General features: G+C 68.0%; 22 protein-coding genes. 14 read left to right on the top strand and 8 right to left on the bottom strand.

Features of this window, described 5'->3' with window-relative positions; genetic code table 11:
* Positions 1-84: 84 nt before the first annotated feature.
* Together A5756_RS05070 and A5756_RS05065 are read left to right on the top strand one after the other, a co-directional pair.
* Entirely contained in the window at positions 85-681 is a 597-nt protein-coding gene (locus A5756_RS05070; protein WP_066948209.1) for a cysteine dioxygenase, read from the top strand.
* A complete protein-coding gene (locus A5756_RS05065) occupies positions 681-1,130 on the top strand; it encodes a rhodanese-like domain-containing protein (protein WP_066948205.1) in 450 nt (149 codons plus the stop codon). Before A5756_RS05070 ends, A5756_RS05065 begins: the two co-directional genes overlap by 1 nt.
* Here A5756_RS05065 and A5756_RS05060 read toward each other — a convergent pair whose 3' ends face one another.
* Genes A5756_RS05060 through A5756_RS05050 form a run of 3 tightly spaced genes read right to left on the bottom strand, consistent with a single transcriptional unit; the run spans position 1,131 to position 4,745 of the window.
* Positions 1,131-2,891, bottom strand: coding sequence for an alpha/beta-hydrolase family protein (locus A5756_RS05060; protein ID WP_066948201.1), 1,761 nt, complete (start codon positions 2,889-2,891; stop codon positions 1,131-1,133).
* A 7-nt stretch (positions 2,892-2,898) separates the two neighbouring features.
* Positions 2,899-3,681 (bottom strand): enoyl-CoA hydratase, encoded by a 783-nt coding sequence (locus tag A5756_RS05055; protein WP_066948197.1) that lies wholly within the window; start codon positions 3,679-3,681, stop codon positions 2,899-2,901.
* 14 nt (positions 3,682-3,695) lie between these two features.
* Positions 3,696-4,745, bottom strand: coding sequence for an enoyl-CoA hydratase/isomerase family protein (locus A5756_RS05050; protein ID WP_066948194.1), 1,050 nt, complete (start codon positions 4,743-4,745; stop codon positions 3,696-3,698).
* A 224-nt stretch (positions 4,746-4,969) separates the two neighbouring features.
* Between A5756_RS05050 and A5756_RS05045 the strand changes: the two genes are divergently transcribed.
* Positions 4,970-5,821 (top strand): Bax inhibitor-1/YccA family protein, encoded by an 852-nt coding sequence (locus tag A5756_RS05045; protein WP_066948279.1) that lies wholly within the window; start codon positions 4,970-4,972, stop codon positions 5,819-5,821.
* A gap of 140 nt (positions 5,822-5,961) precedes the next feature.
* Here A5756_RS05045 and A5756_RS05040 read toward each other — a convergent pair whose 3' ends face one another.
* Positions 5,962-7,179, bottom strand: coding sequence for an acetyl-CoA C-acetyltransferase (locus tag A5756_RS05040; protein ID WP_066948191.1), 1,218 nt, complete (start codon positions 7,177-7,179; stop codon positions 5,962-5,964).
* 83 nt (positions 7,180-7,262) lie between these two features.
* Positions 7,263-8,237, bottom strand: a complete 975-nt coding sequence (locus A5756_RS05035) for an SGNH/GDSL hydrolase family protein (protein ID WP_066948188.1) — start codon at positions 8,235-8,237, stop codon at positions 7,263-7,265.
* Positions 8,238-8,468: 231 nt separating this feature from the next.
* Between A5756_RS05035 and A5756_RS05030 the strand changes: the two genes are divergently transcribed.
* The 4 genes from A5756_RS05030 to A5756_RS05015 all read left to right on the top strand — a co-directional run bounded on the left by A5756_RS05030 (position 8,469) and on the right by A5756_RS05015 (position 13,038).
* Positions 8,469-9,539 carry an alpha/beta hydrolase fold domain-containing protein gene (locus A5756_RS05030; RefSeq protein ID WP_066948185.1) on the top strand — a complete coding sequence of 357 codons (1,071 nt, stop codon included), beginning with the start codon at positions 8,469-8,471 and terminating at the stop codon, positions 9,537-9,539.
* Between the two features lie 70 nt (positions 9,540-9,609).
* Positions 9,610-11,016 (top strand): cystathionine beta-synthase, encoded by a 1,407-nt coding sequence (locus A5756_RS05025; protein WP_066948183.1) that lies wholly within the window; start codon positions 9,610-9,612, stop codon positions 11,014-11,016.
* A 102-nt stretch (positions 11,017-11,118) separates the two neighbouring features.
* Positions 11,119-11,829 (top strand): RDD family protein, encoded by a 711-nt coding sequence (locus A5756_RS05020; protein WP_066948180.1) that lies wholly within the window; start codon positions 11,119-11,121, stop codon positions 11,827-11,829.
* 48 nt (positions 11,830-11,877) lie between these two features.
* The gene (locus tag A5756_RS05015; protein WP_066948177.1) at positions 11,878-13,038 is read left to right on the top strand and encodes a cystathionine gamma-synthase; all 1,161 of its coding nucleotides are present in this window, start codon (positions 11,878-11,880) and stop codon (positions 13,036-13,038) included.
* A 64-nt stretch (positions 13,039-13,102) separates the two neighbouring features.
* On the opposite strand, the gene greA is transcribed toward A5756_RS05015, so the two are convergent.
* Together greA and A5756_RS05005 are read right to left on the bottom strand one after the other, a co-directional pair.
* On the bottom strand, positions 13,103-13,597 hold the full coding sequence (greA, locus tag A5756_RS05010) for a transcription elongation factor GreA (RefSeq protein ID WP_007168983.1): 495 nt from the start codon (positions 13,595-13,597) through the stop codon (positions 13,103-13,105).
* 221 nt (positions 13,598-13,818) lie between these two features.
* Positions 13,819-14,253, bottom strand: coding sequence for a DUF4307 domain-containing protein (locus A5756_RS05005; RefSeq protein WP_066948275.1), 435 nt, complete (start codon positions 14,251-14,253; stop codon positions 13,819-13,821).
* 115 nt (positions 14,254-14,368) lie between these two features.
* On the opposite strand from A5756_RS05005, the gene mca reads away from it, so the two are divergent.
* Genes mca through A5756_RS04985 form a run of 4 tightly spaced genes read left to right on the top strand, consistent with a single transcriptional unit; the run spans position 14,369 to position 17,928 of the window.
* Positions 14,369-15,241: a mycothiol conjugate amidase Mca gene (gene mca / locus A5756_RS05000; RefSeq protein ID WP_066948174.1), complete on the top strand. Its 873-nt coding sequence runs from the start codon at positions 14,369-14,371 to the stop codon at positions 15,239-15,241.
* A complete protein-coding gene (locus A5756_RS04995) occupies positions 15,238-15,546 on the top strand; it encodes a hypothetical protein (protein WP_066948171.1) in 309 nt (102 codons plus the stop codon). Before mca ends, A5756_RS04995 begins: the two co-directional genes overlap by 4 nt.
* Positions 15,533-17,545: a thioredoxin domain-containing protein gene (locus A5756_RS04990; RefSeq protein ID WP_066948168.1), complete on the top strand. Its 2,013-nt coding sequence runs from the start codon at positions 15,533-15,535 to the stop codon at positions 17,543-17,545. The genes A5756_RS04995 and A5756_RS04990 overlap by 14 nt, the downstream gene beginning before the upstream one ends.
* 11 nt (positions 17,546-17,556) lie before the next feature.
* Entirely contained in the window at positions 17,557-17,928 is a 372-nt protein-coding gene (locus A5756_RS04985) for a nuclear transport factor 2 family protein (protein ID WP_066948165.1), read from the top strand.
* A gap of 4 nt (positions 17,929-17,932) precedes the next feature.
* On the opposite strand, the gene A5756_RS04980 is transcribed toward A5756_RS04985, so the two are convergent.
* Positions 17,933-18,712, bottom strand: a complete 780-nt coding sequence (locus A5756_RS04980) for a hemolysin III family protein (RefSeq protein ID WP_066948162.1) — start codon at positions 18,710-18,712, stop codon at positions 17,933-17,935.
* Positions 18,713-18,865: 153 nt separating this feature from the next.
* Between A5756_RS04980 and A5756_RS04975 the strand changes: the two genes are divergently transcribed.
* The 3 genes from A5756_RS04975 to A5756_RS04965 all read left to right on the top strand — a co-directional run bounded on the left by A5756_RS04975 (position 18,866) and on the right by A5756_RS04965 (position 21,809).
* Positions 18,866-19,654 (top strand): (2Z,6E)-farnesyl diphosphate synthase, encoded by a 789-nt coding sequence (locus A5756_RS04975; protein ID WP_066948159.1) that lies wholly within the window; start codon positions 18,866-18,868, stop codon positions 19,652-19,654.
* A gap of 150 nt (positions 19,655-19,804) precedes the next feature.
* Complete coding sequence (locus A5756_RS04970; RefSeq protein ID WP_066948156.1) at positions 19,805-21,175, top strand: hypothetical protein; 1,371 nt, start codon at positions 19,805-19,807, stop codon at positions 21,173-21,175.
* A 208-nt stretch (positions 21,176-21,383) separates the two neighbouring features.
* A complete protein-coding gene (locus A5756_RS04965; RefSeq protein ID WP_066948153.1) occupies positions 21,384-21,809 on the top strand; it encodes a hypothetical protein in 426 nt (141 codons plus the stop codon).
* Positions 21,810-21,834: the final 25 nt, after the last annotated feature.

The following is a 21,834-nucleotide window of genomic DNA, read 5'->3' as shown; positions in this document are numbered from 1 at the left end:
CGTGATGGAGCGCTTCGGATTTTGCGAGTGTTGTCGGCCGTAACACGCCGCCGCCTGTCCGATCCTTCTTTGTGGAGCTCCACCATGTCTTTGCCTCTTGCCGCTCCGGCTGCGTTGCGCCCGCGCACCGTTTCGTCCCCATCGTCGGGACCGACCCGCCTGCGGGTTCCCGACCTCCTGCAAGCCACCGACCAGGCCGCCGACGACGTGCTGAGCGGACGCTGCGACCACCTGCTGCCGCCGGGCGGAATACCCGAGTCGCGCCGCTGGTTCACCCGCATCCACGGTGACGAGGAGCTGGACGTCTGGCTAATCAGCTGGGTTCCCGGTCATCACACCGAACTGCACGACCACGGTGGGTCCCTGGGCGCGCTGACGGTCCTGTCCGGGTCGCTCAACGAATTTCGTTGGGACGGCCGGGCCCTGCGGCGTCGCCGGCTCGACGCGGGCGATCAGGCCGGGTTTCCGCTGGGCTGGGTGCATGACGTGGTGTGGGCGCCGCGACCCGTGACGGTGCCGGTCTCGGGCCTGTCGGGCACCGTCCGAGAGCCGGTGACACCTTCGCTCAGCGTGCACGCTTACTCGCCGCCGCTGACCGCGATGTCCTACTACGAGGTCACCGGCCGAAATCGGTTGCGCCGCCAGCGCACCGAACTGACCGACCAACCGGAAGGACCGTGATGAGCCGCATCGATGTCGTGTTGAGATCCGCCCGGCGCCGCTACCGTCGCCTTCCCGCCGCCGAGGTGCCCGATGCGCTGCGGCGCGGGGCGGTGCTCGTCGACATCCGGCCGCAGGCGCAGCGCTTCCGCGAGGGTGCGATCCCCGGCGCGCTGGTGATCGAACGCAACGTGTTGGAGTGGCGCTGCGATCCGACCAGCGAGGCCAAGCTGCCCGAGGCCGTCGGCGACGACGTCGAATGGGTGATCGTGTGCTCGGAGGGCTACACCTCCAGCCTCGCGGCCGCCGCGCTGCTGGACATCGGCCTGCATCGCGCCACCGACGTCATCGGCGGCTATCACGCGCTCGCGGGTGCCGGTGTGCTGGAACAACTTTCCGGCGCCGGCTCGCACGACGCCGGCCCGGGAGTGCTCGCCAGCTCCGGCAACCCCGGTCGCCGCTGGCTCTAGCTACCCGGTGGAGGAGGCATCCGAATGAAGCAGTGGCCGTAGCTTGTTGGTCTTTTCCGGCGTCCAACCCGGCGGTGACAGCACGGCGGCCCAGCCGTCGGCCGCGTCGGCGACGTAGTGGTGGCCATGGCCCTCGGGGACGTCGACCGCGACGGCCATGTCCGCCGTGACCTGCAGGAACGTCACCACCGGGATCCAGCGGGTCTCGGGCAGCACGTCGTAACCCCGCCGCTCCCGCAGCCAGTCCGGTTTGCTGAACAGCAGGTCGGGGGACCACCAGGCGATCGGATCCGAGGCGTGTTGCAGATAGACCACCCGGGGGTGGTCCCATGCGGAATTCGGGCGCCCCAAATCGTTTGGGCGAGCGACAAACCGGACGTTTTTGCCGTCGTTGTAGATGGGCAACCACTCCGGGGAACCGGCGTCCCGCGTCGACGTCAGGTCGGTCCAGATGGTGTTCTGGAATGTCGGTCCGCTGAACAAGGCGCCGTCGGTGCGGGCGAGGACGTTGTTCAGGCTCATGAACGGCGCCTCGCCGCCGAACGATCCCAGACTCTCGCCGAACACGACGAGCTTGGGGCGTTGCGCTTCGGGCATCTGGCGGATCAACCGGTCGACGGCCTCGAACAGTGCCTGCCCGGCGTGGCGGGCGTTCTCCTTGTCCACCAAAAACGACAGCCAGCTCGGTAGGAACGAGTACTGCATGCTGACGATCGCGGTGTTGCCGTTGTACATGTACTCGAGCGCGTCGGCTTCCGCCTCGTTGATCCAGCCGGTGCCGGTGGTGGTCGCGACGGCGACGACGGCGCGTTGCAGCCCGCCGGTGCGCTGCAGCTCGCGCGCCGCCAGCTCGGCGGTCGCCGTGATGCCGTCCGCGGAGTTCAGCCCGGCATAGGCCCGGATCGGCTCGGTTGCCGGAGCGCCGTTAAAGGCGGCCAGCTGGTCAACCCTCGGGCCGGCTTCCACGAAGATGCGACCTTGGTGCCCAAGGGATTCCCACGACACCAGTGACTCGGGACCGCCGGACCGCAACGGCGTCTTCGGCGGCGCAGTGTCAGGATTCATCTCGTTGTTCGCCGAGGCGAAGGTGTTGTTCATGGTCCGCATCGCGGACTTGAGCACGACACCGTTGAGCAAGGTGATGGTGAGCACCAACAGCAGCGCCACCACGATGGTCGCCGACAACCGAAACGGCGCGATGCGGTCGACCTGGCCGACCAGGAACCTGACCAGCCAACGGATGAACTGACCGATTTCGACGAGGGTGAACAGCACCACCAGCGAAAGGCCCGCGGCCACCGGGTAGTCGTACCACTTCAGGTGCTGTACGCCCATGAGGTCGCGCACGTTGTCCTGCCACACGTGGAACCAGATGGCCATCAGCACCATGCCGAGCGCACCGATCGGAATCAGCACCTTCCACGCCCAGCGCGGCGGCGGTGGACTGTGATCCTTGGCGCGCATGTAGCGGACCAGCCACACGGCGAAGACGCCCAGCCCGTAGCCGATGGCGCCGGAGATGCCGCTGACCAGCCCCTGAAACAACGCACCGCGCGGCAGCAGGGACGGCGTCATGGAGAACCAGATGAAGATGAGGCCCACCGTGGTGCCGGTGAAGGTGTAATGCCTTACCCACCAAGGCTTTTTGGGTGACCGCGGCTCGCGAGTCTGCGGCCGGGTATCCGGACGCGCGCCTTCCTCGGTGACGACCGTCGCGTTGCCGCCGGCTTCGGTGTTCGTCGCTGTGCCCGGCTCGGTCATCGCATGCCTACCGGTGGGTGAAGTTGGGCGCGCGCTTCTCGATGAACGCCGTCATGCCCTCGGACTGGTCCTCCGTCGCGAAGGTGGAGTGGAAGAGGCGACGTTCGTAGAGCAGCCCTTCGGACAGCGTGGATTCGAACGCCCGGTTGACGGCCTCCTTGGCCATCCGGGCCGCCGATCGTGACATTTGGGAGATCGTGGTGGCGACGGCCTTGGCCTCGGCCAGCAGATCATCGGCGGGCACCACTCGCGAAACCAGGCCGCTGCGTTCGGCTTCGGCGGCGTCGATGGTGCGCCCGGTCAGAATGAGGTCCATGGCCTTGGCCTTGCCGATGGCGCGGGTGAGGCGCTGGGAGCCGCCCATGCCGGGCAGCACACCGAGTTTGATCTCCGGCTGGCCGAACTTGGCTGTGTCGGCGGCGATCAGCACATCGCACATCATGGCCAGCTCGCAGCCACCGCCGAGCGCGTGCCCCGCCACCGCGGCGATGGTCGGGGTGCGCACGGCCGCCAGTTTGGCCCAGGGGCCAAAGAAGTCGGCGTCGAACGCCTCGGCGTACGTCAGGGCGGCCATCTCTTTGATGTCGGCACCGGCCGCGAACGCCTTGGCCGAACCCGTGATGATGATCGCTCCGATGCCGGGATCGTTGTCGAATTCCGTTGCCGCCCTGGTCACTTCGTTCATCACCTGGGTGTTGAGCGCGTTGAGCGCTTTCGGCCTGTTCAGGGTTATGGTGCCGACGCGCTCGTCACGCTCGACCAGGATGGTTTCGTAATCAGCGTCTGTCATCGCCAATAGCCTTTCTAGAAACTCAAGTCGTCGTCGACCGGGACGAAATACGCCTCGACGTCGGCCCCGGTCACCGCGGCGAGCGTCGCCGGCGACCACTTCGGGTTGCGGTCTTTGTCGATCAGCTGTGCTCGGATGCCCTCGACCAGGTCGTGTGAGCGCAGCGATGCCGACGACACCCGATAGTCCTGAATGAGAACGTCTTTCACCGTCTCGAGTTTGGCGGCGCGCCGGACGGCTTCCAGGGTCACCGACAACGAGATCGGCGATCGCGTGTCGATCAGGTCGGCGGCGTCTTGGGCAGGTCCAGGGCCGGGGCCGCTGTCATGCGCGCGAAGCGCGGCGACGATGTCCTCGACCGTGTCGCCGGCGTAGCACTCGTCGATCCAACCGTGTTGTGCGGCAAGCTCGCTCGGCGGGGACTCAATGGCGTGCGCGGCAAGCGCGCTCTGGACGCCGTCAGCCACGATCGCGCGGGTGAACGCCTCGAGATCGTCGTGCGGCACGTAGTGGTCGGCGAATCCCATGGCGATGGCGTCGGCTCCGGAAAACGGAGCTCCGGTCAGGGCGGCGTGCAGACCCAGCCCACCGGGCGCTCGGGATAGCAGGAACATCCCGCCGACATCGGGAACGAAGCCGATGCCGACTTCGGGCATCGCGATCTTGGAGGTGTCGGTCACCACGCGGATGTTCGCGTGCGCGCTGACGCCGACGCCGCCACCCATCACGATGCCGTCCATCAGCGCCACGTACGGCTTGGAGAAATCGGCGATCTGGGCATTGAGCAGATACTCGTCGCGCCAGAACCGCCGCGCCTCGACCCCGTCCTTACGCGCGCTGTGATAGATGGAGACCACGTCGCCGCCGGCGCACAAGCCGCGCTCGCCGGCGCCGGAGAGCACCACGGTGGATACCGCGTCGTCTCCTGCCCAGCGGGTGAGTATGGCGCTCAGCGCGTCCACCATCCGCTGATTGAGTGAGTTGATCGCCTTGGGGCGGTTGAGCGTGATCAGACCGACGTTGCCGTCGACGCGGGTTAGAACCTCGTCGGATTCCTCGGTCACGCCCTGACCTCCCATCGCCGGTGCACCTTCGAACGAAAAATCTAGATCGTGACGACCGACGCGATACCCCCGGGTAAGGGTTATCTTTAACCCGACGAGAGCGGCCGTGTCATTTAGAAGGCTCCAGGCACCGGAAAATGCCCAGGTCGGCCGGGAACCCGGACGGGACGCTGATCGTTGAGATTGTGTTCGCACAGCTCGAAGCCAATAGAGAGGATCCGACGGTGCGGGAGACAAGCAACCCGGTATTTCGTTCGCTGCCCAAGCAGCGGGGCGGATACGCGCAATTCGGCACAGGCGCGGCCCCAATGCAGGGCTATGGAGGCGACCCCTACGCGGCGCCCTACCAAGCTCCCTACCAGGAGACCAGGGCTTCGCGTCCGCTGACCATCGACGACGTCGTCACCAAGACCGGCATCACGCTGGCCGTGTTGGCGGTGTCCGCTGTGGTCTCCTACTTCCTGGTGGCGTCCAACCTCGCACTGGCGATGCCGCTGACCCTGGTCGGCGCGCTCGGCGGCCTGGGGCTGGTGCTGGTCGCGACCTTCGGCCGCAAGCAGGACAGCCCGGCCATCGTGCTCAGCTACGCCGTCCTCGAGGGGCTCTTCCTGGGCGCCATCTCGTTCGTCTTCGCCAATTTCGCGGTCTCGCACGCCAACGCCGGCGTGCTGATCGGGGAGGCCGTCATGGGCACCTTCGGTGTCTTCTTCGGCATGCTGGTGGTGTACAAGACCGGCGCAATCCGGGTCACCCCGAAGTTCACCCGGATGCTCGTCGCCGCGATGTTCGGCGTGCTGGCCTTGATGCTCGGCAACTTCGTGCTGGCCATGTTCCACGTCGGCGGAGGCACCGGCCTGGGCCTGCGCAGCGGCGGTCCGCTGGCGATCATCTTCTCGCTGGTCTGCATCGGCATCGCGGCGTTCAGTTTCCTGATCGACTTCGACGCGGCCGACCAGATGGTGCGCGCGGGCGCGCCGGAGAAGGCGGCCTGGGGTATCGCCCTCGGCCTGACCGTGACCCTGGTGTGGCTCTACCTCGAGATCCTGCGTCTGCTCAGTTATCTGCAGAACGACTAGTTCTCTTCCACGAAAAGACCGGCACGCCGATTGGCGCGCCGGTCTTTTCGTGTGTGCGACGTCGAGTGTGCGCTGAGGGCGGACCTGCCCGGCGTGTTGCGACCATGGCCGCACACTCGACGACGAGCTCGTACGGTCGGTTAGCTCAGTCGCTCGATGATCATCGCCATGCCCTGCCCGCCGCCGACACACATGGTCTCCAGCCCGAACGTCTTGTCGTGCGTCTGCAGGTTGTTGATCAACGTGGTCGCGATGCGCGCGCCGGTCATGCCGAACGGGTGTCCCAGCGCGATCGCCCCGCCGGAGACGTTCAGCTTGTCCTCGTCCATGCCCAGCTCGCGCGCCGAACCCAGCACCTGGACCGCGAAGGCCTCGTTGATCTCGTAGAGGTCGATGTCGTTGATCGACATCCCCGCCCGCGCCAGCGCCTTCTTGGACGCCTCGATCGGGCCCAGACCCATGATCTCCGGCGAGAGGCCGCTGACGCCGGTGGACACGATTCGGGCCAGCGGCGTCAGGCCGAGTTCCTTGGCCTTGGTGTCGCTGGTGATCACCAGCGCGGCCGCGCCGTCGTTGAGCGGACAGGCGTTGCCCGCGGTGATCGTGCCGTTGGGCCGGAACACCGGCTTGAGCTCGGAGACCTTCTCGTAGGTGGTGCCGGGACGAGGGCCGTCATCGGTGCTCACGGTGGTGCCGTCCGGCAGGGTCACCGGGGTGATCTCGCGCTCGAAGAACCCGCTCTTGATCGCCTCCTCGGCCCGGTTCTGGCTGCGCACCCCCCAGCGGTCCTGGTCTTCGCGGCTGACGCCGGTCAGGATGGCGACGTTCTCGGCGGTCTGCCCCATTGCGATGTAGACGTCGGGCAGGTTGCCGTCGGCGCGGGGGTCGTGCCACTCGTCGGCGCCCGCGGCCGCCGCCGCAGAACGCTCCTGGGCGTCGTCGAACAGCGGGTTCTTGGTGTCGGGCCAGGAGTCGGAGTTGCCCTTGCCGAACCGGGACACGGTCTCCACGCCGGCGGAGATGAAAGCGTCACCCTCGCCGGCCTTGATGGCGTGGAACGCCATCCGGGTGGTCTGCAGCGAGGACGAGCAGTACCGGTTCACGGTGGTGCCGGGCAGGAAGTCGAAGCCGAGCTCGACGGCGACCACGCGCGCCATGTTGAAGCCGGACTCACCGCCCGGCAGGCCGCAGCCCAGGATGAGGTCGTCGATCTGGTGCGGGTTGAGCGCGGGCACCTTGTCCAGCGCGGCGCGCACCATCTGGGTGGCCAGATCGTCGGGCCGCATGGAGACCAGCGACCCCTTCATCGCGCGGCCGATCGGCGAGCGAGCGGCAGAGACAATAACGGCTTCAGGCATGACGGTTCCCTTCAAATCCCTTCCGGATTCCGGCGAGTTCGCTTCACAAACCGTTGACTTGACGCCGACGGGCTAGCACAAATCTAGTCGCTGGCCACCTGCGGGCACGACGACGGGGCGAGTCCCGGCGCCGGGCGCCGCCACAGCCGCGACATCACGCTGGTTCGGGTGTGGCGCTGACCGAGCACCGGCGCGGTCGTCGATGCCGCCAACTCCAGCGGTGGGAGGTCGACCTCCTCGCCCAGCGCCTCACACAGCGCGCGCAGCAGCGCGTCGGCCGCGATCGCGTACGCCGGGGCGGACGGGTGGAAGCCGTCCGGGGAGAACATCACGTGGGGCGTCGACCGGAATTGCGGTGTCATCAACTGCGCCAGGGGCACCGGCATACCGCCGGCGGCCCGCACCGACGCGGCCTGGGCGCGCGCCAGTTGCAGACAACGCTCGTGTGCGATCGACCGAAGGGGTTGGGGGATCGCGGTGATGACACCCAGGTCCGGGCAGGTGCCGGCGATCACCACCGCACCGCGGGCGCGCAACTTGCGCACGGTCAGCCCGAGCCGCTGCGCCGACTGGCTGACGCCGTTGAGGGCCGTCACGTCGTTGGCCCCGACCATGATCACCGCCGCATCCGGCGGCTTCCCGGCCACGAACATCGCATCGACTTGGCCGCACAAGCCTTTCGACGTGGCGCCGACGATTGCCTTGGTGCTCAACCGGATTCGCTTGCCCGTCTGTTCGGCGAGGCCGCGCGCGATCCGCACTCCCGGCACTTCCTCGGCGCTGATGCACCCGTAGCCGGCGGCCGTCGAGTCACCGAAGATCATCAGGCTCAGATCGAACGGCACGCCGCGGTGCCACCGCTCCACCGGGCCGCCGCCGCGGGTGTACACGCCGTCGGCGCGGGGCGGGATGTCCCACGCCTTGGGGATGACGGTGCGCGCGTGCGTCGCCTGGCCGGCCAGCAGGTTGCGCGCGCCCAGATAGGCAGTTCCTGTCGAGGCGAGTGCGCCCGCCGTGGCCAGGGCGATTGCCGAACGACGGGGCACCCGCATGGTCACGCGACCAGTTTAGTTCGGCTTGCATGTTTGCGGGGTCGGCTGACCAACAATGTGATCACGGTGCGAAGCAAATGAGGTAACAAATCAGACTCTTTAAATGTTGTCTTAAGAAGTGGCTGTCAAGCTAAGTTCGCGGGGTTGGCTGAGTGCCTCGGGCAAACGGCTGAACCAGATGCTTAGCTGCCTCGTCACATGCTGTATCGCACTACAAAGGCGTAGGAAGTGTTGAGCATGAGCGCACCCGGCAAGGTATCCGGCTCGCCCCGGAACGCCCTTCGTCCACACGACGTCCTCGCGGCTCGCAGGGCCAGCAGGCCGCGCAAGTTCGCGATGAGCGATGGCACCCCGGTCGAGGTCCTCGAATCCGGACCCAGCGTTGCTGCGCGGGTGGCCAACCTGACGTCGCGGGTGACGGTTAGGCCGGTCCTGTCCGTCGGCAGCCACATTCCCAACTTCCCCTGGCCCTGGGGCCTCATCGACCTGGCGGCCCGGGTGGTGCTCCCGGTGACGGCCACCGTCCGCGAGACGGTGAACTTGCCCAACGCGTCGGCGCAGCTGGTGCGCGCCCCGGGCGTGCTGCCCGCGGATGGCACCCGTCGGGTGGTCGTCTACTTCCACGGTGGTGCGTTCTTGACGTGCGGGGCGAACTCGCACGGCCGGCTGGTCGAAGCGCTGTCGCAGTTTGCTGACGCGCCGATCTTGGTGGTCAATTACCGGCTGCTGCCCAAGCATTCGATCGGGATGGCCCTCGATGACTGCCACGATGGCTACCAGTGGCTGCGGCTGCGCGGATATGAGCCGGATCAGATCGTGCTGGCCGGCGACTCCGCGGGCGGCTACCTCGCACTCGCGCTGGCGCAACGCCTCCAGGAGGAGGGCGAGGAGCCGGCTGCGCTGGTAATGATCTCGCCGCTGCTGCAGCTGGCAAAGGAACACAAGCAGGCCCATCCCAACATCAACACCGACGCGATGTTCTCCGCCCGGGCGTTCGACGCGCTGGCCGAGCTGGTTGCCAGCGCGGCCGAAAAGCACAAAGTCGGGGGGCGGCCCGAGGAGATCTACGAGCCGGTGGAGCACATCAAGCCGGGCCTGCCGCGGACGCTGATCCACGTGTCGGGATCCGAGGTGTTGCTGCACGACGCGCGGCTGGCGGCGAGCCGGTTGGCCGCGGTCGGTGTGCCGGCCGAGGTGCGGGTGTGGCCCGGCCAGATTCACGACTTCCAGCTGGCCGCTCCGATGGTCCCGGAGGCGGTTCGCTCGCTGCGCCAGATCGGCGACTATATCCGCGAGGCCACCGGCTAGCGCAATCTCCGTCAGACGCCAACTCCGAAGCCGTCGTGCACCCCCGGAACCTGCCTGAGACGATGAACGCATGCGGATCGCCCAGCACATCAGCGAGCTCATCGGCGGCACGCCGCTAGTTCGCCTGAATTCCGTGGTTCCCGACGGCGCCGGCACTGTGGCGGCCAAGGTCGAGTACCTCAACCCCGGGGGTAGCTCGAAGGACCGGATCGCGGTGCGGATGATCGACGCCGCCGAAGCGAGCGGCCTACTGAAGCCCGGCGGCACCATCGTCGAACCCACCTCCGGCAACACCGGCGTCGGCCTGGCGCTGGTGGCGCAGCAGCGCGGGTACAAGTGCGTGTTCGTGTGCCCCGACAAGGTCGGCGAGGACAAGCGCAACGTGCTGCTCGCCTACGGCGCGGAAGTGGTCGTCTGCCCGACGGCGGTGCCGCCCGACCATCCGGACAGCTACTACAGCGTCTCCGACAGGCTGACCCGGGAGATCGAGGGCGCCTGGAAGCCCGACCAGTACGCGAACCCGGAAGGCCCGGCCAGCCACTACGCCACCACCGGTCCGGAGATCTGGGCCGACACCGATGGCAAGGTCACCCACTTCGTCGCCGGCATCGGCACCGGCGGCACGATCACCGGTGCGGGCCGCTACCTCAAAGAGGTGTCGGACGGGAAGGTGCGCATCATCGGCGCCGACCCCGAGGGTTCGGTGTACTCGGGCGGGACCGGCCGGCCCTACCTGGTCGAGGGCGTCGGCGAGGACTTCTGGCCGGCCGCGTACGACCGCACGGTGCCCGACGAGATCATCGCGGTGTCCGACTCCGACTCGTTCGACATGACTAGGCGGCTGGCCCGCGAGGAGGCGATGCTCGTCGGGGGGTCGTGCGGGATGGCGGTAGTGGCGGCGCTGAAGGTCGCCGAGGAGGCCGGACCCGATGCGCTCGTCGTGGTGTTGCTGCCCGACGGCGGGCGCGGCTACATGGCGAAGATCTTCAACGACGCCTGGATGTCTTCCTACGGGTTCCTGCGCAGCCGTCTAGACGGCTCGACCGAGCAGGCCTCGGTGGGTGACGTGCTGCGCCGCAAGTCCGGCGAGCTGCCCGACCTGGTGCACACGCATCCGTCCGAGACGGTCCGCGACGCCATCGGCATCCTGCGCGAGTATGGGGTGTCCCAGATGCCCGTGGTCGGCGCCGAGCCGCCGGTGATGGCCGGGGAGGTGGCCGGCAGCGTCTCCGAGCGCGAACTGCTCTCGGCCGTCTTTGAGGGCCGGGCCAAATTGGCCGACGCCGTCTCGCTGCACATGAGCCCGCCGTTGCCGATGATCGGCGCGGGGGAGTTGGTCAGCGCGGCCGGCAAGGCGCTGCGCGACTGGGACGCGTTGATGGTGGTCGAGGAGGGCAAACCGGTCGGTGTGATCACCCGCTATGACCTGCTCGGTTTCCTCTCGGACGGGTCTCGTGGACCGTTAGGCCGTCGGTAGCCGGGGCCCCTTTCGGCCGCGACGCGTGTCTCGCCCGGCCGCTGCGCGCTCAGGTACTGTAATGCGGCCTGGTTCAGCTGGTCCGCAGGGGAAGAGGTGCCCATGACCGATCAACCGCCGGCTGGCGACGCTTATCCGCCACCTCCGCCGTCGCCCGGGTCGTCCGGTGGTCAGGCGGTTCCGCCCCCTCCATCGACTCCCGCGGGTGGCTCCTATCCGCCGCCTCCGCCGCCGCGCGGCGGCTCCTACCCGCCGCCCCCGCCGTCCGCCGGTGGGTACGCGCCACCACCTCCGGGACCGGCGATCCGCACGTTGCCGACGGAGTCCTACACGCCGTGGCTGACCCGGCTCGTGGCGTTCATCATCGACATCCTCCCGTACGCCGTCGTGCACGGTATCGGGACCGGGATCCTGGTCGCCACCCAGCAGACGTCGTGCGTCACCGATGTCACGCAGTACGCCGTCAACCAGTACTGCGCGACGCAGAACTCGACCATCGGCCTGGCCGCGCAGTGGTTGGCGTCGCTGGTGGGGTTGATCTATCTGATTTGGAACTACGGCTACCGCCAGGGCACCACCGGGTCGAGCGTCGGCAAATCGGTGATGAAGTTCAAGGTGGTCAGCGAGGTCACCGGTCAGCCCCTCGGCTTCGGGATGTCCATCGTGCGTTCCCTCGCGCACTTCGTCGACGCCATCATCTGCTTCATCGGTTTCCTTTTCCCGCTGTGGGATTCGAAGCGGCAGACGCTGGCGGACAAGATCATGACGACGGTCTGCCTGCCGCTCGACGGGACCGAGCAACAGCTGAGCTAGTCGTGCGGGCGCGGTAGCCGGCTCGGTCGTCACCTAGGCTGGTCGTCGATGAGCGACGACCACACCGGACATTTCACCGGACTCGCCACCAAAGCGATTCACGCCGGCTACCGGCCGGACCCGGCGACGGGGGCGGTCAACGCCCCGATCTATGCCAGCAGCACGTTCGCCCAAGACGGGGTCGGCGTGCTGCGCGGCGGGTTCGAATATGCACGCACCGGCAACCCGACGCGCGCCGCGCTGGAGGCCTCGCTCGCCGCGGTGGAGGAGGGCAGCTACGGGCGGGCGTTCGGTTCCGGCATGGCCGCCGCCGACTGCGCCCTGCGGGCGATGCTGCGGCCCGGCGATCACGTGATCATCCCCAACGACGCCTACGGCGGCACCTTCCGGCTGATCGACAAGGTGTTCACGCAGTGGAACGTCAGCTACACGCCGGTGGCGCTGTCCGACCTGGACGCCGTCCGCGCCGCGGTCACGCCGCAGACCCGCCTGATCTGGGTGGAGACACCGACCAACCCACTGCTGTCCATTGCCGACATCGCGGCCCTCGCCGAACTGGGCAAACAGTTCTCGCTAAAAGTCTTGGTGGACAACACATTTGCCTCACCCGCGCTTCAGCAGCCGTTGAAGCTGGGCGCCGACGTGGTGCTGCATTCGACCACCAAGTACATCGGTGGACACTCCGACGTGGTGGGCGGGGCGTTGATCACCGACGACGCGGAGCTGGACGCGGCCTTCGCCTTTTTGCAAAACGGCGCGGGCGCGGTGCCCGGCCCGTTCGACGCCTACCTGGCCATGCGTGGCCTGAAGACCCTGGTGCTGCGGATGCAGCGACACAGCGAAAACGCTTCGGCCGTCGCGGATTTCCTCTCCGGCCATCCGGCGGTGAGCACCGTGTTGTACCCCGGTCTGCCCGGCCACCCCGGGCACGAGATCGCCGCTCGGCAGATGCTCGGCTTCGGCGGCATGGTGTCGGTGCGCATGCGGGGCGGCCGGCAAGCCGCGCGGGATCTGTGCGCGCGCACCGAAGTGTTCATCCTGGCCGAGTCGCTCGGCGGCGTTGAGTCGTTGATCGAGCACCCGAGCGCCATGACGCACGCGTCGACGGCCGGTTCGCAACTGGAAGTGCCCGACGACCTGGTGCGGTTGTCGGTCGGCATCGAAGACATCGCCGACCTGCTGGCCGACCTCGGCCAGGCGCTGGACTAACCACCGCGAGCAGACACAAAATCGCACGCCCGAGGCGTGTTTCTGCTCGCGGAGGTGGCGGCGGTTAGGAGTGGTAGGGCTCCGCGCTGACCAGCGTGACCTCGACGGTGTTGCCGTTGGGCACCACGTAGCTGCGGGTCTCGCCGACCTTGGCGTCGATCAGGGCGCCGCCCAGCGGTGAGTTGGGCGAATACACCTCGAGCTTGCCGTCGTTGACGCCCTCCTGGCGGGTGGCGATCAGGAACGTCTCGGTGTCCGACTTGTCGCCGTTGTAGTAGACCTTCACCACCGAACCGGGCAGTGCGACGCCGGACTGCTTGGGCGCTTCGCCGACCTTGGCGTTGTTGAGCAGGTCCTGCAGCTGACGGATGCGGGCCTCTTGCTGGCCCTGCTCTTCGCGGGCGGCGTGATATCCGCCGTTCTCGCGCAGGTCCCCTTCTTCACGGCGGTCATTGATTTCCGCGGCGATAACCGGACGATTGGCGATCAACTGATCGAGCTCCGCCTTCAGCCGGTCATGTGACTCCTGGGTCAACCAGGTCACAGAAGTGTCCGTCATCTCGTCGTGCTCCTCATGTTGTCGTTCCGCGTACCCGCGTAAGCCTGTTTAACCCCGCCGCCGGGAGTATCCGGGTCTGCTCCCCGTGTGCTGCCGATCCGTTCTGCTCACGGCCTTAATGCAGCAATACACGGTCCCATCAGGAACCGTGCATTCACCCATGTTACCACCGCGCAAACAATTGATGACCCGAAATTCGCAGTTCGGCTGTTGTTACGGGGTCACGCCGACCGCAGATAAGCCGGCACGTCGGTGCCGCAGCCGTAGATGTCGGCCATCACCGGCGGTTTGCTGGACTTCACCGTGGTGGTCAGCTGCACCGTGGCCGCATCGGACGGGGGGACCAGCACTTCCCGCCTGCCCGTCTCGCTGCCGTCCTTGGCCCGGACCCGCACGATGCAGTCCACCGGCCGCGACGGATCGGATCGCGTCACGCTGATCGTTACCGACGCCGTCTCGTCGTCGATCACCCGATAGCTGCCCAGCGTGCCCGTCACGGGGCTGGTGCCCAGCCGGTGGTAGCCGACGACGGCGATCACCAGCCCGGCCGCGACCACCAGCACGCCCAGCGCGACGACCAGCCAACGCCGGGGTACGCGGGGGCGTCCGGTGCGCCCGTAGCGGGCCTCCGGGAGTGCAGGGGGAGTTTCGGTCATGCCTGGGTATGCCTGGGTGGTCGGCTGCCGGACACCGGCCGGCAGCATGCAACGATCTGAAGAACTGGAATTATAGGTTTCGCAACCGGCGACCAGCAGACCGACAAGGGGGCACGTGAGCGAACTGCGGTTGATGGCGGTGCACGCCCACCCCGACGACGAGTCCAGCAAGGGCGCGGCCACCCTCGCCCGCTACGCCGACGAGGGCCACCGGGTGTTGGTGGTGACGCTGACCGGCGGTGAGCGCGGCGACATCCTCAATCCGGCGATGGACCTGCCCGAGGTGCACGGCCACATCGCCGAGATCCGACGCGACGAGATGGCGAAGGCCGCCGAGATCCTCGGTGTCGAACACACCTGGCTGGGCTTCGTCGACTCCGGCTTGCCCAAGGGCGACCCACCGCCCCCGCTGCCCGAAGGATGCTTCGCGCTGGTGCCGCTGGAGGAATCGATCGAGTCGCTGGTTCGCGTGGTCCGCGAGTTCCGGCCGCACGTGATCACCACCTACGACGAGAACGGCGGCTACCCGCATCCGGATCACATTCGCTGCCACCAGGTTTCGGTCGGCGCCTTCGAGGCGGCCGGAGATTACCGGCGGTTTCCGGACGCGGGCGAGCCGTGGGTCGTATCGAAGCTCTACTACATCCACGGATTCCTGCGGGCCCGGATGCAGCTGTTGCACGACGAGGCGATCAAACACGGGCATGAACCGCCGTTCGCGAAATGGCTTGAGCACTGGGACGCCGCGCACGACCCGTTCGAGTCCCGGGTCACGACGCGTGTCGAGTGCTCGGCGTATTTCAGCCAACGCGACGACGCGCTGCGGGCGCACACCACGCAAATCGATCCGGACCACGACTTCTTCGCCGCGCCCATCGAATGGCAGCAGCGGCTCTGGCCGACGGAGGAGTTCGAGCTCGCACGCTCGCGGGTGCCGGTCCGTCTGCCCGAGGACGACCTGTTCGCCGGGATCGAGAGGCACTTGTGAACCACCTCATTTTGACAGCGAGTGCGTTGGCCGACGGCGCGCCGCAGCACACCGGGCCGGACTTCGGCAAGGCCAGCCCGATCGGGCTGCTGATCATCGTGGTGCTGCTGATCGCCACGCTGTTGCTGCTGCGCTCGATGAACAAGCAACTCAAGAAGGTGCCCGACTCGTTCGAGCCCAAGCACCCCGAGCCCGACCAGGCCGCCGACGAAGGCACCGACGCGGTCGACCAGGCAGACAACCGCGCCCCGGGCCAGGCCAACGGATCGGAGCGGGCACCGGGACCCGGCGATGAGCCCGGCTGACGCTGCAGCGACGAACACCCTCGGGCTGGCCACCAGCCCGTATCTGCGGCAGCACGCCGATAACCCGGTGCACTGGCAGCAATGGACCCCGCAGGCGCTCGCGGCCGCGGCCGAGCGCGACGTGCCCATCCTGCTCTCCATCGGCTATGCCGCCTGCCACTGGTGTCACGTGATGGCCCATGAATCGTTCGAGGACGACGAGGTGGCCGCCGCGATGAACTCGGGATTCGTCTGCATCAAGGTCGACCGGGAGGAGCGCCCGGACCTCGACGCCGTCTATATGAACGCCACCGTGGCGCTGACCGGACACGGCGGCTGGCCCATGACGTGTTTCCTGACGCCCGACGGCCGGCCCTTTTTCTGCGGCACCTACTACCCGAAAGACAGCTTTCTGCAGCTGCTTTCGGCGGTTTCCGCCACCTGGCACCAGCGCCGCGGCGAGGTGGAGGAGGCGTCCGAGGCCATCGCGGGCGAATTGCGTGCGATGGCTTCCGGGCTGCCCTCCGGCGGCCCTGACATCGCGCCGGCGCTGTGTGACCACGCGGTCGCCGCGGTGCTCGACGATCGGGACGCTGTGCATGGCGGCTTCGGCGGCGCGCCCAAGTTCCCGCCGTCGGCGATTCTCGAGGCCTTGCTGCGCAACCACGAACGCACCGGCTCGACGGCGGCGCTGGAGGCCGTCGCGCACACCGGCAGCGCGATGGCCCGCGGCGGCATCTACGACCAGCTCGCCGGCGGGTTCGCCCGTTATAGCGTCGACAACGCTTGGGTGGTACCGCATTTCGAGAAGATGCTGTACGACAACGCGTTGCTGCTGCGCGCCTACGCGCACTGGGCCCGGCGGACCGGGGATCCGTTGGCGCGCCGGGTCGCCGCCCAGACCGCGCGCTTCCTGCTCGACGACCTGGCCGACGGCGCGGTGTTCACGTCTTCGCTGGACGCCGACACCGACGGCCGCGAGGGCTCGACCTATGTCTGGACGCCCGGGCAGCTCACCGACGTGCTCGGCCCCGACGACGGCCCCTGGGCCGCAAACGCTTTCGCGGTCACCGCGTCCGGCACGTTCGAACACGGAACCTCGGTGCTGCAATTGCCCGCCGATCCCGACGACCCGCAACGCCTCGAACGCGTCCGGGCTGCGCTGCTGGCCGCCCGGCTCAGCCGCACCCAGCCCGGCCGCGACGACAAAGTCGTCACGTCCTGGAACGGTCTGGCGATCACCGCGCTGGCCGAGGCCAGCGTGGCCCTGGACGCGCCTGAATTGGCCGGGGCCGCAAGCGATTGCGCACGCGCACTGCTGGACTCGCATCTGGTCGACGGGCGGTTGCGGCGCGCCAGCCTGGGCGGGGTGGTCGGCGACAGCGCCGCCATCCTCGAGGACCATGCGATGCTCGCCACCGGCCTGCTCGCCCTCTACCAGCTGGACGCCGGCGCCGGCTGGTTGACGGCGGCAACGGATCTGCTCGACACCGCGCTGCGGCACTTCGCCGACCCGCAGCGGCCCGGCCGGTGGTTCGACACCGCCGACGACGCCGAGCGGTTGATGCTTCGGCCCGCCGACCCGCTGGACGGGGCGACGCCGTCGGGCGCATCGTCGATCACCGAGGCGCTGCTCACCGCCGCGCACCTGGTCGACGGCGATCGGGCGGAACGGTATCTGCGGGCGGCGGGCGACGGGCTCAACACGCATTCGGTGCTGCTGGAGCGCGCGCCACGCTCCGCGGGCCACTGGCTGGCCGTGGCTGAGGCCGCGGTGCGCGGACCGCTGCAGATCGCGGTCGCTTGCGAACCGTCGCGGTCGGCGCTGCTGGCCGACGCGCGGCGGCTGGCACCGGGCGGGGCGATCGTCGTGGGCGGCGACAAGGACTCGTCGGCGCTGCTGAGCGGTCGCGACCGGGTGGCCGGCGCCGACGCCGCGTACGTGTGCCGCGGCCGGGTGTGCGACTTGCCGGTCACCACCGCGGAAGACCTCGCACGGGCGCTCGGCGCGCCACGGTAGCGTGAAGTTTCATGCCGAGCGCCCAACACATCACCGACACGGTCCACCGCTACATCGAACTGGTCGCCAAGGGCGGCGCCGATGAGTTGGTCGAGCTGTACGCCGATGACGCCACCGTCGAGGATCCCGTCGGCGGTGAGGTGCACATCGGCCGCCAGGCGATCCACGGCTTCTATTCGGCGGTCAACGATGTGCAGCGCGAATGCGAGCTGGTGACGCTGCGGGTCGCCGGCAACGAGGCGGCTTTCCATTTCCGGCTCACGATCACCGCCGGGGAGCACCGGATGGTGATCGAGCCGATCGACGTGATGGCATTCGATGAGGACGGCAAGGTCGCTCACATGAAGGCGTACTGGTCGCCCGCCGACGTCACGCAGCTGTAGTCGTTCAGTGCATCAGCCACGCGTGGTCGCCGACGTAGAACACCGCGAACCACATGGCGATGTAGTGCAGGACGGCCGCGATCACGGTGAAGGCGTGGAAGAACTCGTGATACCCGAACGTACTGGGCCACGGGTCGGGCCACCGTAGCCCGTAGAAGATGCCGCCGACGCTGTAGAACACCCCGCCGACGGCCAGCAGCACCATCGCCGCCACGCCGGCCTTGTGCAGGATCGTCGGGCAGTACCACACGGCCACCCAGCCCAGCAGTAGGTACAGCGGCACACCCAGCCACCGCGGCGCCGTCGGCCAGCACACCTTCAGCAGGATGCCCGCCACCGCGCCGCCCCACACGATCCACAGCACCTCCACGCCTGTCTGCTGCGGCATGGCCAGGCGCGCGAATGGCGTGTAGCTGCCGGCGATGAACACGAAGATCATCGAATGGTCCAGCCGCTTCATAAGGTTCCGGGCCGCATCGGACGTCCACTGCACCCGGTGATAGGTGGCGCTGACGGCGAACATCGCCACGGTCGCCGCCGCGTAGATCAGCGTCGAATGACCGGCGCGCGGCGAGGAGGCGGCCCACGACACAGAGACCAGCGTCGCGCCGGTGATGATCGCCAGCCACGCGGAGAAGAAGTGGATCCAGCCGCGCATGCGGGGCTTGCTCAGCGCCTGGGCCGCACCCTCGACAAGCTGTTCGACGGTGTTGCCGGGGGTGACGGTCTCGGATTCGCGATCCGAGCGGTCCGAATTGGCAGACGTGCTCGTCTGGCTGCTCATGTCTCCTGTGCCCTCGTCTTGCAGGTCGGGGATTGCCAGTGGCTGCTCATCACTAACATAGTCGGCGTCGGTAACGGCATGGTCTCTCCGCGCTGGTGACATCGCCGAATAGCAGGGCGGAATTTGGCGCAGCTCACAGTAGGCTGAATCTCCGTGGAAATTATCCCGCCGCGTCTCAAAGACCCGCTGTATCGCGTCTACGAGTTGCGGCTGCGGCAGGGCCTGGCCTCCGCCCAACCGCACCTGCCCCGTCACATCGCGGTCCTGTGCGACGGCAACCGGCGATGGGCCCGCGACGCCGGCTATACCGACGTCAGCTACGGCTACCGCATGGGTGCGGCGAAGATCGCCGAGATGCTGCGCTGGTGCCAGGAAGCCGGCATCGAGATGACCACCGTCTACTTGCTGTCCACGGAAAACCTCCAACGCGACCCCGACGAGCTGGCGGGGCTCATCGAGATCATCACCGACGTCGTCGAGGAGATCTGCGCGCCCGCCAACCGGTGGAGCGTGCGCACCGTCGGCGATCTGGAGTTGCTCGGCGAGGAACCGGCCCGGCGGGTGCGCGACGCGGTGGAATCCACACCCGTCGTGGCGACGTTCCACGTCAACGTCGCGGTCGGCTACGGCGGCCGCCGCGAGATCGTCGACGCGGTGCGGGCCTTGCTGAGCAAGGAACTCGCCAACGGTGCGTCCGCCGAGGAGCTCATCGACGCGGTCAGCGTCGACGGCATTTCCGAAAACCTCTACACCTCTGGGCAACCCGATCCCGACCTGGTGATCCGCACGTCGGGGGAGCAACGCCTCTCCGGGTTCCTGCTGTGGCAGAGCGCGTATTCGGAGATGTGGTTCACGGAGGCGCACTGGCCGGCGTTTCGCCGGGTGGATTTTCTGCGTGCGTTGCGTGACTACAGTCAGCGGCACCGCAGGTACGGCAAGTAACGGGTCGGCACGCATCAGACCCCTTCCGATCGCAAGCGCGGCGCGAGCCGGGCGCGGCGGGTCGGAACGCATCAGACTCCTTCCGATCGCAAGCCCGGCGCGAGCCGGGCGCGGCGGGTCGGCACGCATTACCCGTGCCAAACTGGGTGCATGGCTGCGCTGTCGGCGGTGGTTTTCACGCTGAGCGGGTGGCTCGGGCTATACCTGCTCGCTCGCGATCCGCGGAAGCCGGTGCTCGTGTTGGCGGCGATCGGTCTGTGCGGTTTCGCGCTGGTGGTCGCGCTGGATGCCGTGCGGACCGCCAGCCCTGCCTACGCGCACCTGCTCAGTCGCGTTGAGATCTACCTGGTGACCATCCCTGGCGTGGCGTGGTTCGCGGTGCTCGTCGAGCTGGCCCGGCCTAGCGACGGCTCGAGACCGCGCACGCGCGAGTTTCTGCTGGTGGCCGCTGTCGCCGTGCTGAGCCTGTTCGGGGCGATGCTGGCCGGCAGTGTCGAGGGACCACTCCGGACCGGCCACTGGGTGATGTTCGCGGTGATCTCGGTATCCACCTTCGCCGCGATGGCCGTCGCGTTGCGGCAGGCGCGTCGGCCGCGGTCGGCAGTCGGGCTGGCCGTCGTCGCGACGCTGTTCTTCGCGCTCGGCAACGCCATCCTCATCATTCCGCTCGGCCTGGTGCCCAGCTGGGTGGCGCTGGCGTCGACGAGTCTCGACGTCCTCTCGCTCGGGCTCGCCGTCGCGCTGTGGGACGCGTTCGACGAAGGCCAGGCGTTGCGCGCCGACATGCTCCGCTCGTTTGCCGGCTCGGTGGCGGTGGCGGTGTTATTCGGCGGCCAGGCGTTGATCGGCCTGGCGCTGACCCGCCACGACCGCGCCGCGCAGACCGCGCTCACCGTGCTGCTGTTCACCAGTTTGGCGGTCGCGATCGCCGTGCAGGTGCTGGCGGATCCGCTGGCCGGGGTTCTCGATCGGCTGGCATTTTCGAAATCGCCCGCGCTGCGGGAGGATCGGGCGGCGTTGCGCAATACCGGCGCGGCGCTGCCGCTGCGGTCGGTGGATCCGCTCCGCCACGTCGACGACGTCACGTTCGCCAGGCTCACCCGCCGCGCCCTGGGACATTACGGCGACCTGAGCAAGCTGGTCGCCAGCCCGTTGACCGCGCTGCCCGTCATCGACGAGCGCCTCGCCGCCCGGGGCGCGCCCGACCATCCGCTGGAGCGGGCCAACGAACTCAAGGCGGTTCTCGCGGACGCGATCGGGCGGCTCAAGCCGCGTGACGCCGGCGATTTCGGGACCACCGAGCAGTGGCGCCACTACAACTCGCTCTATTTCCCCTACGTCGTCGGCGTGCGTGCGTACGCGCAGAACGCCACCGCCACGGGACTTGATCCCATCGCCCGGCAGGCCTGGCAGTGGTTGGTCACCGAGGTCCCCCAGCGCTCGCTGCACAACTGGCAGAACGCTGCCGCCCGGCTGATCGCGGCCGACCTGCGCGGGCGGGTCCCGGTGGCCAGCGACTAGCGCGATCCTGTGACTGCTGGGGCTGTTGAATGCCAGACTGGCGGTTGTCGAATAACGATTTCGATTGTTGCTCGCATATGGGAATAGCCCGGCGAGCCCACTGGTCTTTTTATCCGTGGCAGTAGTTGGCAGTGCCACGAGTCGATATGGCAGTGCGCCGGCGGCACGCTGAAGTTCGACCCAATCCGCCATCGCGAGGAGTAATCACATGATGTATGCATCTGGCGCGCCAGGTCTGGCAACCCGCCCCCTCTACGACTCGACCGACTCACTGCTGCGTTTCGCCATGCGCGCCGACGCCACGCTGACGGGCCTGTGCGGTTTGGCGATCGCTTTTCTGGCCGACCCGCTTTCGTCGCTGACGGGCCTGACGTCGCTGCAGGAGTACAGCCTCGGCGCGTTCTTCGTGCTCGGCGGCTTGGTTGTCTTCAGCCTCGCGGCGGCGCCGAACCTGCGTCGCGTCGGAATGGGCGTCGTCGTGGCCAACGTCGTGTTCACACTGGGCGCGATCGTGGCCGCCGAAGCGCTGCCGTTGCCCGCGACAGGCATTGCCGCCACCCTGGCGGGTGGCGTGTACACCGCGGCGTTCGCCGGACTGCAGTACTGGGGCGTGCGTCGTCTCGAGACGGCGTAACCGCCACAACGGCTGCTTGGACGCC

Origin of the sequence: Mycobacterium sp. 852002-53434_SCH5985345, from assembly GCF_001667155.1 — a bacterium.
Taxonomy (GTDB): Bacteria; Actinomycetota; Actinomycetes; order Mycobacteriales; family Mycobacteriaceae; genus Mycobacterium.
This window is presented reverse-complemented; position numbering and strand designations above follow the sequence as displayed.

Excerpts from the sequence above, each read along its gene's own strand:
- A5756_RS05065 (WP_066948205.1), top strand. The coding sequence starts at position 681 with ATGAGCCGCATCGATGTCGTGTTGAGATCCGCCCGGCGCCGCTACCGT.
- A5756_RS05060 (WP_066948201.1), bottom strand. The coding sequence starts at position 2,891 with ATGACCGAGCCGGGCACAGCGACGAACACCGAAGCCGGCGGCAACGCG.
- A5756_RS04970 (WP_066948156.1), top strand. The coding sequence starts at position 19,805 with ATGGCTGCGCTGTCGGCGGTGGTTTTCACGCTGAGCGGGTGGCTCGGG.
- A5756_RS05020 (WP_066948180.1), top strand. The coding sequence starts at position 11,119 with ATGACCGATCAACCGCCGGCTGGCGACGCTTATCCGCCACCTCCGCCG.
- A5756_RS04965 (WP_066948153.1), top strand. The coding sequence starts at position 21,384 with ATGATGTATGCATCTGGCGCGCCAGGTCTGGCAACCCGCCCCCTCTAC.
- A5756_RS04980 (WP_066948162.1), bottom strand. The coding sequence starts at position 18,712 with ATGAGCAGCCAGACGAGCACGTCTGCCAATTCGGACCGCTCGGATCGC.
- A5756_RS05005 (WP_066948275.1), bottom strand. The coding sequence starts at position 14,253 with ATGACCGAAACTCCCCCTGCACTCCCGGAGGCCCGCTACGGGCGCACC.
- A5756_RS05070 (WP_066948209.1), top strand. The coding sequence starts at position 85 with ATGTCTTTGCCTCTTGCCGCTCCGGCTGCGTTGCGCCCGCGCACCGTT.
- greA (WP_007168983.1), bottom strand. The coding sequence starts at position 13,597 with ATGACGGACACTTCTGTGACCTGGTTGACCCAGGAGTCACATGACCGG.
- A5756_RS05030 (WP_066948185.1), top strand. The coding sequence starts at position 8,469 with ATGAGCGCACCCGGCAAGGTATCCGGCTCGCCCCGGAACGCCCTTCGT.
- A5756_RS05040 (WP_066948191.1), bottom strand. The coding sequence starts at position 7,179 with ATGCCTGAAGCCGTTATTGTCTCTGCCGCTCGCTCGCCGATCGGCCGC.
- A5756_RS05015 (WP_066948177.1), top strand. The coding sequence starts at position 11,878 with ATGAGCGACGACCACACCGGACATTTCACCGGACTCGCCACCAAAGCG.
- A5756_RS05025 (WP_066948183.1), top strand. The coding sequence starts at position 9,610 with ATGCGGATCGCCCAGCACATCAGCGAGCTCATCGGCGGCACGCCGCTA.
- A5756_RS04985 (WP_066948165.1), top strand. The coding sequence starts at position 17,557 with ATGCCGAGCGCCCAACACATCACCGACACGGTCCACCGCTACATCGAA.
- A5756_RS04990 (WP_066948168.1), top strand. The coding sequence starts at position 15,533 with ATGAGCCCGGCTGACGCTGCAGCGACGAACACCCTCGGGCTGGCCACC.
- A5756_RS05055 (WP_066948197.1), bottom strand. The coding sequence starts at position 3,681 with ATGACAGACGCTGATTACGAAACCATCCTGGTCGAGCGTGACGAGCGC.